This window comes from Streptomyces sp. B15, assembly GCF_018070605.1.
Classification (GTDB): domain Bacteria; phylum Actinomycetota; class Actinomycetes; order Streptomycetales; family Streptomycetaceae; genus Streptomyces; species Streptomyces smyrnaeus.
Genome location: NZ_JAGPXJ010000029.1, coordinates 1 through 12,892 on the forward strand (window position 1 = coordinate 1; position 12,892 = coordinate 12,892).

Annotated in this window: 12 protein-coding genes; 4 read left to right on the top strand and 8 right to left on the bottom strand. The window is 71.7% G+C overall.

The window, feature by feature from the left end; translation table 11 throughout:
- Nucleotides 1-455: 455 nt before the first annotated feature.
- From KBY19_RS15585 to KBY19_RS15600, 4 genes are all read right to left on the bottom strand, one after another.
- Complete coding sequence (locus KBY19_RS15585) at nt 456-1,571, bottom strand: GuaB3 family IMP dehydrogenase-related protein (RefSeq protein ID WP_099883519.1); 1,116 nt, start codon at nt 1,569-1,571, stop codon at nt 456-458.
- 105 nt (nt 1,572-1,676) lie between these two features.
- Complete coding sequence (gene guaB, locus KBY19_RS15590; protein WP_099883518.1) at nt 1,677-3,182, bottom strand: IMP dehydrogenase; 1,506 nt, start codon at nt 3,180-3,182, stop codon at nt 1,677-1,679.
- 107 nt (nt 3,183-3,289) lie between these two features.
- On the bottom strand, nt 3,290-3,901 hold the full coding sequence (locus tag KBY19_RS15595; RefSeq protein WP_245226229.1) for a sigma-70 family RNA polymerase sigma factor: 612 nt from the start codon (nt 3,899-3,901) through the stop codon (nt 3,290-3,292).
- 350 nt (nt 3,902-4,251) lie between these two features.
- Nucleotides 4,252-4,863 carry a response regulator transcription factor gene (locus KBY19_RS15600; protein WP_003948568.1) on the bottom strand — a complete coding sequence of 204 codons (612 nt, stop codon included), beginning with the start codon at nt 4,861-4,863 and terminating at the stop codon, nt 4,252-4,254.
- 365 nt (nt 4,864-5,228) lie between these two features.
- On the opposite strand from KBY19_RS15600, the gene KBY19_RS15605 reads away from it, so the two are divergent.
- Complete coding sequence (locus KBY19_RS15605; RefSeq protein WP_099883516.1) at nt 5,229-5,555, top strand: WhiB family transcriptional regulator; 327 nt, start codon at nt 5,229-5,231, stop codon at nt 5,553-5,555.
- Nucleotides 5,556-5,598: 43 nt separating this feature from the next.
- Here the strand turns inward: KBY19_RS15605 and KBY19_RS15610 are convergent, their stop codons facing one another.
- Complete coding sequence (locus KBY19_RS15610; protein ID WP_099883515.1) at nt 5,599-6,510, bottom strand: LysR family transcriptional regulator; 912 nt, start codon at nt 6,508-6,510, stop codon at nt 5,599-5,601.
- Nucleotides 6,511-6,602: 92 nt separating this feature from the next.
- Here KBY19_RS15610 and KBY19_RS15615 point away from each other — a divergent pair, with 92 nt between their 5' ends.
- Nucleotides 6,603-7,271, top strand: coding sequence for an MOSC domain-containing protein (locus KBY19_RS15615; protein ID WP_210965980.1), 669 nt, complete (start codon nt 6,603-6,605; stop codon nt 7,269-7,271).
- 75 nt (nt 7,272-7,346) lie between these two features.
- The gene (locus KBY19_RS15620) at nt 7,347-8,120 is read left to right on the top strand and encodes an SDR family oxidoreductase (protein WP_210965981.1); all 774 of its coding nucleotides are present in this window, start codon (nt 7,347-7,349) and stop codon (nt 8,118-8,120) included.
- A gap of 118 nt (nt 8,121-8,238) precedes the next feature.
- Here KBY19_RS15620 and groL read toward each other — a convergent pair whose 3' ends face one another.
- From groL to KBY19_RS15635, 3 genes are all read right to left on the bottom strand, one after another.
- On the bottom strand, nt 8,239-9,870 hold the full coding sequence (groL, locus tag KBY19_RS15625) for a chaperonin GroEL (RefSeq protein WP_210965982.1): 1,632 nt from the start codon (nt 9,868-9,870) through the stop codon (nt 8,239-8,241).
- Nucleotides 9,871-10,069: 199 nt separating this feature from the next.
- Nucleotides 10,070-10,378 (bottom strand): co-chaperone GroES, encoded by a 309-nt coding sequence (gene groES / locus KBY19_RS15630; RefSeq protein ID WP_099883511.1) that lies wholly within the window; start codon nt 10,376-10,378, stop codon nt 10,070-10,072.
- A gap of 288 nt (nt 10,379-10,666) precedes the next feature.
- On the bottom strand, nt 10,667-11,467 hold the full coding sequence (locus KBY19_RS15635) for a nucleotidyltransferase domain-containing protein (RefSeq protein ID WP_210965983.1): 801 nt from the start codon (nt 11,465-11,467) through the stop codon (nt 10,667-10,669).
- Nucleotides 11,468-11,698: 231 nt separating this feature from the next.
- On the opposite strand from KBY19_RS15635, the gene KBY19_RS15640 reads away from it, so the two are divergent.
- Nucleotides 11,699-12,886: a class I SAM-dependent methyltransferase gene (locus KBY19_RS15640; RefSeq protein WP_307842626.1), complete on the top strand. Its 1,188-nt coding sequence runs from the start codon at nt 11,699-11,701 to the stop codon at nt 12,884-12,886.
- Nucleotides 12,887-12,892 lie beyond the last annotated feature (6 nt).

Genomic DNA, 12,892 nt, shown 5'->3' on the forward strand with positions numbered 1-12,892 from the left:
AGCGTCGCCGGTGCGACTCCTCCCGCGAAGGAGACACCGGCAACGCAATTTCGGCGTCCCTCTCGCCCGGTGTTGCCGGTAACGCCGGTGCGGGCGGAGTGGCACCACAACTCGACCCGCAGGGTCGCCACCGGACGAATTGGGGGCAGCAACAGGCAAGCGGATTGCACGTATGTCAATGGCTTGCCTGGTTGCGGCAGGGGGGTTCTAGGGGGGCGAAGCCCACCTGGCGGGGGGCCGTCGGGGGGCAGAGCCCCCCGACACGACCCCTCGGCGACAGCCGAAGAACCCAGGGGGCGTGCCCCCACAACGCAGGCGGCGCACCCCGCGGAGCGAGGGCGTGCCCCCACAACGCAGGGGCGGCGCACCCCGCGGAGCGAGGGCGTGCCCCCACAACAGAGGGGGAGGCCGCCCTCACGGGGTTACCCCGCAGGGCGGCGTGGCCCGCGGAGCGGTTAGCGGGAGGGGGCGATGGTTACTTCGACGCGCTGGAACTCCTTGAGTTCGGAGTACCCCGTGGTGGCCATGGCCCGCCGCAACGCTCCGAAGAAGTTCATCGAGCCGTCCGGGGTGTGGGAGGGGCCCAGCAGGACCTCCTCCATGGTGCCGACCGCTCCGAGGTCGACGACGCGGCCACGCGGCACGTCGAGGTGCACGGCTTCCATGCCCCAGTGGTGGCCCCTGCCGGGGGCGTCGCTGGCCCGGGCCAGCGGCGAGCCCATCATCACGGCGTCGGCGCCGCAGGCGATGGCCTTGGGCAGGTCGCCGGACCAGCCGACGCCGCCGTCGGCGATGACGTGCACGTATCGGCCGCCGGATTCGTCCATGTAGTCGCGGCGGGCGGCGGCGACGTCGGCGACGGCGGTCGCCATCGGCACCTGGATGCCCAGCACGTTGCGGGTCGTGTGCGCAGCGCCGCCGCCGAAGCCGACCAGCACGCCGGCGGCGCCCGTGCGCATGAGGTGGAGCGCCGCGGTGTAGGTGGCGCAGCCACCGACGATGACCGGGACGTCGAGCTCGTAAATGAACTGCTTGAGGTTGAGCGGTTCGGCGGCACTGGAGACGTGCTCGGCGGAGACCGTGGTCCCGCGGATCACGAACAGGTCGACGCCCGCGTCGACCACGGCCTTGGAGAACTGTGCCGTGCGCTGCGGCGACAGCGCGGCGGCCGTCACCACTCCGGAGTCGCGGACCTCCTTGATGCGCTGGCCGATCAACTCTTCCTTGATCGGCTCGGCGTAGATCTCCTGCATACGGCGGTTGGCGGTGGCCTCGTCGAGCTCGGCGACCTCCTGGAGCAGCGGCTCGGGGTCCTCGTAGCGGGTCCACAGGCCTTCGAGGTTGAGGACACCGAGGCCGCCGAGTTCGCCGATGCGGATGGCGGTGCGCGGCGAGACGACCGAGTCCATGGGGGCGGCGAGGAAGGGCAGCTCGAAGCGGTAGGCGTCGATCTGCCAGGCGATCGAGACCTCCTTCGGGTCGCGGGTGCGCCTGCTGGGCACCACGGCGATGTCGTCGAAGGCGTACGCCTGCCGGCCGCGCTTGCCGCGCCCGATCTCGATCTCAGTCACGTCTACTGCCTCTCACTCTGGTGTGCCGCGCCCCAGTATCGCCGACGGGCCGCGCCCGGCGACGGGCGAGGGCGGCCGCCCTCGTCGCCGTCCCTTTCGGAGGGGTCAGCGGCGCGAGTAGTTCGGCGCCTCGGTCGTCATCTGCACATCGTGCGGGTGGCTCTCCTTGAGCCCGGCCGAGGTGATGCGGACGAACCGGCCGCGGGCCTTCATCTCGGGGACGGTACGGCCGCCGACGTAGAACATCGACTGCTTCAGCCCGCCGACGAGCTGGTGCACGACGGCGGAGAGCGGTCCGCGGTAGGCGACCTGGCCCTCGACGCCCTCGGGGATGAGCTTGTCGTCGCCGCTGACGCCCTCTTGGAAGTAGCGGTCCTTGGAGTAGGACTTGGCGTCGCCGCGGGTCTGCATCGCGCCGAGCGAGCCCATGCCGCGGTAGGACTTGAACTGCTTGCCGTTGATGAACAGCAGCTCGCCCGGCGACTCCTCGCAGCCCGCCAGCAGGCTGCCCAGCATGACCGTGTCGGCGCCGGCGACCAGGGCCTTGGCGATGTCGCCGCTGTACTGCAGGCCGCCGTCGCCGATGACCGGGACGCCCGCTTCCTGCGCGGCCAGCGACGCCTCGTAGATGGCGGTGACCTGCGGGACGCCGATTCCGGCGACGACGCGGGTGGTGCAGATGGAGCCGGGGCCCACTCCGACCTTCACGCCGTCGACCCCGGCGTCGATCAGTGCCTTGGCGCCGTCGCGGGTGGCGATGTTGCCGCCGACGACGTCGACGCCCGGGTGGTTCGACTTGATCTTGGCGACCATGTCGCCGACGAGTCGCGAGTGGCCGTGCGCGGTGTCGACGACGATGAAGTCGACACCCGCCTCGATCAGCGCCTGTGCCCGGTCGTACGCGTCACCCGCGACGCCGACGGCGGCGCCGACGACCAGCCGGCCCTCGGCGTCCTTGGCCGCGTTCGGGTACTGCTCGGCCTTGACGAAGTCCTTGACGGTGATGAGGCCCTTGAGCGTGCCGGCGCCGTCCACCAGCGGCAGCTTCTCGATCTTGTGGCGGCGCAGCAGCTCCATGGCCGCGTCGCGCGAGATGCCGACCTCGCCGGTGACCAGCGGCATCGGGGTCATGACGTCCCGCACCTGGCGGCTGCGGTCCAGCTCGAAGGCCATGTCGCGGTTGGTGACGATGCCCAGCAGCTTGCCGGCCGCGTCGGTGACCGGGACGCCGCTGATGCGGAACCGGCCGCACAGCGCGTCGGCCTCCTGCAAGGTGGCGTCGGGGCGGATGGTGATGGGGTCGGTGACCATGCCGGACTCCGACCGCTTGACCTGGTCGACCTGGTTGGCCTGGTCCTCGATCGACAGGTTGCGGTGCAGCACGCCCACGCCGCCCTGGCGGGCCATCGCGATGGCCATCCGGCCCTCGGTGACCTTGTCCATGGCGGCGGACAGCAGCGGCACGTTGACCCGTACGTTGCGCGAGACGTACGACGCGGTGTCGATGTCCTGCGGGGCCATGTCCGACTCGCCCGGCAGCAGCAGGACGTCGTCGTATGTCAGACCCATGGTGGCGAATTTGGCGGGCACCCCGTCGACGTTCTCAGTCATGACACCTTTCCCAGTCCTTGCCCCTGCCGGATGTCCATGCTATCGGCCCGGGGAGGGTGAGCGGACCGCCTGTGGACAACCCTCCGTGGCCCGCTCGGCCCGGAGAACTACTGCTCGGCCAGCGCCCGCAGCCTGCTGAGCGCCCGGTGCTGGGCAACGCGGACGGCCCCGGGTGACATTCCCAGCATCTGTCCCGTCTCCTCGGCCGTCAGCCCCACGGCGACCCGCAGCAGCACCAGCTCCCGCTGGTGTTCGGGCAGATTGGCCAGCAGCTTCTTCGCCCACTCCGCGTCGCTGGACAGCAGCGCCCGCTCCTCCGGGCCGAGGGAGTCGTCGGGCCGCTCGGGCATCTCGTCCGAGGGCACGGCGGTGGATCCGGGCCCGCGCATCGCGGCCCGCTGCAGATCGGCGACCTTGTGCTGGGCGATGGCGACGACGAACGCCTCGAAGGGCTTTCCGGTGTCCCGGTAGCGCGGCAGTGCGCAGAGCACCGCGATGCAGACCTCTTGGGCGAGGTCGTCGACGAAGTGACGCGCGTCACCGGGCAGTCGCGTCAGCCGGGTACGGCAGTAGCGCAGCGCCAGTGGGTGGACATGGGCGAGCAGATCGTGCGTGGCTTGGCGGTCGCCCTCGACCGCCCGTTGGACGAGCTTGCTGACCTTCGCGACCTCGGCCGCGTCCGCGGCCCCGGGCTGCGGCCCGTTCTCCTCGTCGCGCATCGGTCCATGGTGCACCGATGCCGCGCGGTTCGCCGCACCGCGCTCGTAGATGTGAGCCGAAGCGTTATGAGCAGGCGCACTGGCCCTCATGTCCACGCCCTCCCCTCACGCCTGACCGATCGGTCCCCGAGGAACTCCATACAACAAGCATGCGGCACGCGCGAGATTTCCCGGCTGCCGCGGGGGAATCCGCGGGGACCCGGACCCGGCCGGGGCCGCCGTCCCACCCGTCTGCGGCCGGTGCGGGGCGCGGACGAGCGGGCGGGCGGGAGGGAGTCGTTCGAGGCGGCGGACCGCCCTCCCCCGGCCCTGGACCGGGGGCTGCCCCCAGGCGGGCGCCCGGCACCGGATCAGCGCACGAGGCCCCAGCGGAAGCCGAGCGCCACCGCGTGCGCGCGGTCGGAGGCGCCGAGTTTTTTGAAGAGCCGCCTGGCGTGGGTCTTGACCGTGTCCTCGGAGAGAAACAACTCACGTCCGATCTCCGCGTTGGAGCGGCCGTGGCTCATGCCCTCCAGGACCTGGATCTCGCGCGCGGTGAGCGTCGGCGCCGCGCCCATCTCGGCCGAGCGCAGCCGTCGGGGGGCGAGCCGCCAGGTGGGGTCGGCCAGCGCCTGGGTGACGGTCGCCCGCAGTTCGGCGCGGGACGCGTCCTTGTGCAGGTATCCGCGTGCGCCCGCGGCGACGGCCAGTGCGACACCGTCGAGGTCCTCGGCCACCGTCAGCATGATGATGCGGGCGCCGGGGTCGGCGGAGAGCAGCCGGCGTACGGTCTCCACTCCACCCAGTCCGGGCATCCTCACGTCCATCAGGATCAGGTCGGACCGGTCGGCGCCCCAGCGGCGGAGGACTTCCTCGCCGTTGGCCGCCGTCGTCACACGCTCGACGCCGGGCACGGTCGCGACCGCGCGGCGCAGGGCCTCTCGGGCGAGCGGGGAGTCGTCGCATACGAGGACGGATGTCATGGCCGCCCTCCGCTGCTGATGCGCATCACCTTGAGCCTCCAGGCTGCTTTGAGAATCGTCACCTGCGCGATTGACGGCCTCGGGCGTGAGCACCCCGGCCGGTTCCGAGCCAATCGCTTTCGCACTCTCAACGACGGTCACCCGAAAGAGTTACGGCTTCCAGCCACCGTCATCAGCACTCTACGTGAGCACCCGTACACAGAGCAGCAACATCCCGGCTTTTCCATGGCCGCCACACCATCTATCCCGAAGTGCCCTATTCAGATGCATTCCTTCCGTTTTGTGAGATCGCTCGCTAGATTCGCGAAAGAGTCATATTTACGCACGAGTGTCAGATCACCCCAGCAGCACTCAGGAGAGACGCGATGGCAGACTTCTCCCGCCTTCCTGGCCCCAACGCGGATCTGTGGGACTGGCAGCTTCTGGCCGCCTGCCGGGGGGTGGACAGTTCGCTGTTCTTCCACCCCGAGGGGGAGCGCGGCGCCGCCCGCAGTGCGCGGGAGGCTTCCGCCAAGGAGGTGTGCATGCGCTGCCCCGTGCGCTCCGAGTGCGCGGCGCACGCTCTTCAGGTGCGCGAGCCCTACGGCGTGTGGGGCGGGCTCACCGAGGACGAACGCGAGGAGCTGCTGGGCCGCGCCCGCAGTCGGCTGGTGACCGCCCACCCCACTGCGGACCCGCCTCCTGAGAGCTAGGGCTTGCCGCCCGTCCCGCGTACCCGGCGTGGGGGCAGCCCTCTCATCGGCGGGCGGCCGCCGCCAGGTGGTCCAGCATCTGCGCGACGGCTGGCACCCGGGCGAGGTCGGGCAGTGTGAGCGCGACCACCTCGCGCCGCACGGCCGGGGTGACCCGCACAGCACGCGTCCCCCGCGGGCGTACGGACTCCACGGCCAGCTCCGGCAGGACGGCGACCCCCAGTCCCGCGCCCACCAGCCCCACCACCGCCGGATAGTCGTCGGTCGCGAAGTCGATACGCGGGGTGAATCCCGCGGCCTCGCACACCTGGACGAGATGCCCGCGGCAGCGTGGACAGCCCGCGATCCACGGCTCCTCGGCGAGAGTGCCGATGCCCACCTCCTCGGCGTCCGCGAACGGGTGCCCCTCGGGCACCAGCCCCACCAGCCGGTCGGTCAGCAGGGGCCGGACCACCAGGTCGTCCCTCCCTCCGCCGGCCGGGAGATCCCCCCAGGGGGCGTCGTCGTAGCGGAACGCCAGTGCGATCTCGCAGTCCCCCGCCCTCAGCATCTCCACCGAACGCGGCGGCTCGGCCTCCACCAGCGACACCCGGGTGCCCGGATGGTCGGCCCGCATCGCCGCGACGGCGGTGGGCACCAGGGTCGAACTCCCGCTCGGGAAGGAGACCAGCCGCACCCGCCCCGCCCGCAGCCCGGCCAGCGCGGCGACCTCCTCCTCGGCCGCCGCCAGCCCCGCCAGAATGCCCGTGGCGTGGCGTACCAGCGCCTCCCCCGCCTCCGTCAGCCGCATCTCGCGCCCCGCACGCACCAGCAGCGGTGTCCCCGCCGCGGCCTCCAGCGCCTTCATCTGCTGACTGACGGCGGGCTGGGTGCAGCCCAGCTCCCGCGCCGCCGCGGAGAACGAACCGGTGGTGGCGACCGCGCGCAGGACACGCAGATGACGGGCCTCGATCATGCTTCGAGCATACCCAGTGCATAAGGCAAACTTGGAGGCTCGCGTGAAAACCGGCTCGCGGCTTGGGGAAGAGCGCGGATAGCCTCGTGCCCATGCAGCTGCTTTCCGTGAATCTCGCCAAGCCCCACCGCTCGGAGCACACCGACGCCGAGGGCCGGTGGACCGGCATCGACAAACAGCCCGTCGAGGGCGCCGTCACCGTCGCCGCACCCGGCCCTCGCGGCACCGGCGGCAGCGGACTGGCCGGCGACACCATCGGCGACCTGCGCCACCACGGAGGCGAGGAGCAGGCGGTCTACGCCTTCGCCCGCGAGGAACTCGATTTCTGGGAGGGCGAGCTGGGCCGGAAGCTGCCCAACGGCGTCTTCGGCGAGAACCTCACCACCCGCGGCGTCGACGTCGACGACGCCCGCATCGGCGAGCGCTGGCAGCTCGGCGCCCCCGGCACCGGGCCGCTGCTGGAGGTCTCCTCCATGCGGATCCCCTGCCGCACGTTCGCGGGGTGGCTCGACGAGCAGGGCTGGATCAAGCGGTTCATGAACCGCCGGATGCCCGGCGCCTATCTGCGGGTCGTCGAGCCCGGCGAGGTCCGTGCGGGCGACCCCGTCACCGTCGTCCACCGTCCCGACCACGAGGTCTCGGTCAGCTTCCTGTTCCGCGCACTGACCCAGGAGCCCGGACTGCTGCCGCGCGTCCTGGCGGCCGGCGAGGCGCTGGACCCACTGGCACGGGAGAAGGCGCTGCGCCGTACGGAGGGCTGATCCACCGCCATATGCGCCGTCGGTCCCGGCGGTTGCGCGGCGGCCGGCCGCGTGCGGGGCCGATAGCGTGGCCGTATGACGACTGCACTCATCACGGGAGCCACCGCCGGCATCGGCGCCGCCTTCGCCCGGCGGCTCGCGAGCCGCGGCTACCACCTCGTGCTCGCCGCGCGGAACACCGACCGGCTGTGGCGTGAGGCGACCGAACTGCACGACCGGCACGGTGTGGAGGCCGACGTCGTCACCGCCGACCTGGCGACGGAGGACGGTATCCGCGCCGTCGAGAAGCGGCTGCGCGACCCCGAACACCCCGTCGATCTACTGGTCAACAACGCGGGGTTCGGCAACAAGGGCCGCTATCTGGAAGTGCCCGTCGCCGACGAGCTGAAGATGCTCAAGGTGCACTGCGAGGCGGTGCTGCGGCTGACGTCCGCCGCGACCGGATCCATGTGCGAGCGGGGACGCGGTGGCGTCATCAACGTCGCGTCCGTCGCCGCCTTCTTCCCCCGGGGGACCTACGGGGCCTCCAAGGCCTGGGTCACCCAGTTCACCCAGGGGGCGGCCAAGGATCTGGCCGGTCAGGGCGTACGGCTGCTCGCGCTGTGCCCCGGGTTCGTCCGTACGGAGTTCCACGAGCGCGCCGGGATGGATTCGGGGGACATCCCCAAGTGGATGTGGCTCGACGCCGACCAGGTGGTCGAGACGGCGCTGCGGGACCTGGCGCGCGGGCGCACGTTGTCCGTGCCGGACCCGCGGTACAAGGCGCTGCTGGGGGCCTCACGGCTGATCCCGCGCGGGGTGCTGGCGCGGGCGTCGTCGACAACGGGGCGCAAGTACGGGCCGAAGTAGGTATTGCGGAACGACGCCGTTGGCGGTGTTGGTGCGTTGCCGGGTGCGCGCCGAGGCCCCCAGGAGAGCGCAGTTCCCCGCGCCCCTTCGGGGCGCGGGGAACTGTTCAGGCGTTGCCTCAGTGGGCGTGACCGTGGCCGTGGCCGTGGCCACCGGCGGCCTCTTCCTCCTCCGCCGGCTTCTCGACGACCAGCGTCTCGGTCGTCAGCAGCAGCGAGGCGATCGAGGCGGCGTTCTCCAGCGCGGAGCGCGTCACCTTGACCGGGTCGATGACGCCGGCCTTGATCAGGTCGCCGTACTCACCGGTGGCGGCGTTGAAGCCCTGGCCGGCCTCCAGCTCCGCGACCTTGGCGGTGATGACGTAGCCCTCCAGGCCCGCGTTCTCGGCGATCCAGCGCAGCGGCTCGACCGCGGCGCGGCGGACGGTGGCAACACCGGTCGCCTCGTCGCCCTCCTTGCCGAGGCTGCCTTCCAGCACCTTGACCGCGTGCACGAGTGCGGAGCCACCGCCGGAGACGATGCCCTCCTCGACCGCCGCGCGGGTCGCGGAGATCGCGTCCTCCAGGCGGTGCTTCTTCTCCTTCAGCTCCACCTCGGTGGCCGCGCCGACGCGGATGACGCACACGCCGCCGGCCAGCTTGGCGAGGCGCTCCTGGAGCTTCTCGCGGTCCCAGTCGGAGTCGGTGGACTCGATCTCGGCCTTGATCTGGGCGACGCGGCCCTGCACGTCCTCGGACTTGCCGGCGCCGTCGACGACCGTGGTGTCGTCCTTGGTGACGGTGACGCGGCGGGCGCTGCCCAGCACGTCGAGACCGGCCTGGTCGAGCTTGAGCCCGACCTCCTCGGCGATGACGGTGGCGCCGGTCAGCGTCGCCATGTCACCGAGCATGGCCTTGCGGCGGTCACCGAAGCCGGGCGCCTTGACGGCGACCGCGTTGAAGGTGCCGCGGATCTTGTTGACGACGAGAGTGGAAAGCGCCTCGCCCTCCACGTCCTCGGCGATGATCAGCAGCGGCTTGGAGCCGCCCGCCTGCATGATCTTCTCCAGCAGCGGCAGCAGGTCCTGGATGGAGCTGATCTTGCCCTGGTGGATCAGGATGTACGGGTCGTCGAGGACGGCCTCCATACGCTCCTGGTCGGTGACGAAGTACGGCGAGAGGTAGCCCTTGTCGAAGGCCATGCCCTCGGTGAAGTCCAGCTCCAGGCCGAAGGTCTGGGACTCCTCGACGGTGATGACGCCGTCCTTGCCGACCTTGTCCATCGCCTCGGCGATCAGCTCGCCGACCTGCTTGTCCTGCGCGGACAGGGCGGCGACGGAGGCGATGTCCTCCTTGGAGTCGATCGGGCGGGCCGTCTTGACCAGCTCGTCCGAGACCGCGCCGACAGCGGCGTCGATGCCCTTCTTCAGGGCGGCCGGGGAGGCACCGGCGGCGACGTTGCGCAGGCCCTCGCGAACCAGGGCCTGGGCCAGCACCGTGGCGGTGGTGGTGCCGTCACCCGCGATGTCGTTGGTCTTGGTCGCCACCTCCTTGAGGAGCTGGGCGCCCAGGTTCTCGTACGGGTCCTCGACCTCGACCTCGCGGGCGATCGTGACGCCGTCGTTGGTGATGGTGGGGGCGCCGAACTTCTTGTCGATGACGACGTTGCGACCCTTGGGGCCGATGGTCACCTTCACGGTGTCGGCGAGGTTGTTCACACCGCGCTCAAGGGCGCGACGGGCGTCCTCGTCGAACTTAAGGATCTTCGCCATGGAAGCTGTTGTGTCCTCTCACACGTCTCGCACGTCTCGTACGCGCACGTATCGGCCCGCACGAGCCGCGCCCTGGCCCCTGCTACCTCGCACGAGGAGCGGGCACCAGGGCGCGATTCGACTGCACGCTGCTGCTTCCGGCGGTGCGTTGCGCACCGGGAAGCGACTGCGTCCGTAGTCCGTAGAACTTCTCGCCGTATTACTTCTCGACGATCGCGAGAACGTCGCGGGCCGAGAGGACGAGGTATTCCTCGCCGCTGTACTTCACCTCGGTGCCGCCGTACTTGCTGTACAGCACGATGTCGCCGACGGACACGTCGAGCGGCAGACGGTTGCCGTCCTCGAAGCGGCCCGGGCCCACGGCCAGGACGGTGCCCTCCTGGGGCTTCTCCTTGGCGGTGTCCGGGATGACCAGGCCAGAGGCCGTGGTCTCCTCGGCGTCGAGCGGCTGGACCACGATGCGGTCCTCGAGCGGCTTGATGGCAACCTTGGAGCTGGCGGTCGTCACGATCCGACCTCCCCCTTCGGAGATCTCATTACGTCAAAACTGAGGGCTTATGTCTGGGGTGGCGACCTGGTAGATCCGTCGTCGCGGGTGCCGGATCTTCCCGTCGCGATCTGCTGGCACTCCCACGGGGAGAGTGCCAAGGTCGAGATTATGCCCGGCTTAGCACTCGGTCAAGCGGAGTGCTAGCCGCACCGGCTTGTGCCGTTGTGAGGGGCGCCCCCCTCGCTCGCATTCTGCGGAGATTCACCGTGGGGCTGCGGCTGTCCGCCGGGCGCGGCGACATCGTGGTCACTCGCGCAGTTCCCCGCGCCCCTGCGGGGCGCCCAGGAGCGCCTCGGCCTGCTCCAGGGCCTGGAGCAGGGCTTCGGGGGTGGGGCGGAGGTCGGTGAGCAGGGCGTCCAGCGGGCGCAGGCCCGCCCGGGTGAGGAGACGCTTTTCATTGGTGATCCACTCGCCGCGTGCCGCGAGCACCGCGTGCGCCGACTGTGCAGCGGCGGTGGCCAGCGCGCCCGCGACCTCGGTGGCCTGCCCGCGCGGCGCATGGGCGCCCTTGGCGTACCGCAGGGTCAGCGCGGCGCGCTCCCGCCACACCGGCGGGGCCGCGGCCCGCAGCGCGTCCGGGTACTCCGGGCGGGGCAGCGTGCCGCGCAGCACCCGGTTGAGGGCGAGTTCGGCGACGACGAGGTAGCTGGGGATGCCCGCGAGATGGAACATCAGCGGCTCCCAGTGGAAGCGCCCTTGCCGGGCTTCGGCGAGTTCGTGCTCGACCACGTCCAGGTCTCGGTAGTGGACATCGACGTGCCGACCGTCGATGGTCAGCCAGGCGCCGCCGTTGAAGACGCCGCCGCCCCATCCGCCGAGCTGCGACACCTCACCCGGCCAGCCGAGGCCGCGCAGCGCGGCGGGGTCGAAGGGACCCCGGTAGTAGACGGCGAGGTCCCAGTCGGCTCCTGGGTCGTGGGTGCCCTGGGCGCGGGAGCCGCCGAGGGTGACGGCGTGCACGGTGGGCAGCGAGGCCAGCCGCTCGGCGACATGGTCCAGGAAGTCCGCGTCCGTCATGGCGGGCGCGGGGACGGGCGTCTCGGGCATAAGGCAGGCGTCCTCGTGGTGAGAAGTGACGACGGGCAGCGCCCTCTCAGGGGCGCGGGAACCGCAACGGGTGCGCGGGCACCGCAGGCTTCGGGCAGGTGCGGCCCGCACCGGAACAGGACCGGCCGGCGGACCGCCTCGGCGCGTGGCGTACGTCGTCACTCCATGGGCCCGACCCTACCGCCCCGGCCCGGCCGCCCGCAGGGCCCGGCGGCACGGGACAATGGGCGGGTGGATCGTGAGGTGTTCGCCCAGCTGCTCTCCGACGAGGGACAGGAACTGCTGCGTCAGGTACGGGGGACCGAGCCCGCGCGGGAGCTGGCCGTGGCGACGCGGCTGCGGCAGCGGTACGAGCCCGCGCTGGTCTCGGCGGCCCTGGCGCAGAGCCGGCTGCGCAGCCGCGCCGAGGCGAAGTTCGGCCCGGCCGAGGCGCATGCCCTGTACTTCACCGCCGACGGTCTCGAACAGGCCACCCGCACCCCGGTGGCGGCGCACCGCGCCCGGCGGATGAGCGGGCTCGGTGTGCGCAGCGCCGTGGACCTGTGCTGCGGCATCGGCGCCGACGCGCTCGCCCTGGCCCGGGAGGGCATCCGCGTGCTGGCCGTCGACCGCTCGCCGCTGACGTGCGCGGTGGCCCGCGCCAACGCCGAGGCGCTGGGGCTCGGCGCTCTGGTCGAGGTGCGCTGCGCCGATGTCACCGAGGTGGCCACCGACGGCTTCGACGCGCTGTTCGCCGATCCGGCACGCCGCACCGGGCGGGGCCGCGTCTTCGATCCCGAGGCGTACTCCCCGCCGCTCAGCTGGGCCGTGGAGGCGGCCCGGGCCGCGCCGCTGGCCGCCTTGAAGGTGGCACCCGGCATCCCGCACGAGGCGGTGCCCACCGGGGCGGAGGCCGAGTGGGTCTCCTACGGCGGGGACGTCAAGGAGGCGGTCCTGTGGTTCGGCGCGGGCCGGGCGGCTCCCGGTGGCGTCCGGGCGACGCTGCTGCCGTCCGGTGACGCGCTGGCCGGGCGGGGGCTGCCCGATCCCGAGGTGGGCGAGGTGGGCCGGTACCTCTACGAGCCGGACGGTGCGGTCATCCGCGCCCATCTGGTCGCCGAGCTGGCGGAGCGGCTGGCAGGCCGGCTGATCGACGCGACGATCGCCTATGTGACGGCGGACGCGGCGCACTCGACGCCGTACGCGACCGGGTACGAGATCACGGATGTGCTGCCCTTCAACGTCAAGAAGCTGCGGGCGCTGCTGCGGGAGCGCGGCATCGGTGTCGTCACCGTCAAGAAGCGCGGCTCGGCGGTGGAGCCCGAGGAGCTGCGCCGCAAGTTGAAGCTGGACCCGAAGTCGGCGGGCGGCTCCTGCACCGTCTTCCTCACCCGGGTCGCGGGCGCGCCGAGCATGCTGCTGGGCCGTCCGCTGGGCTGAGCGGGG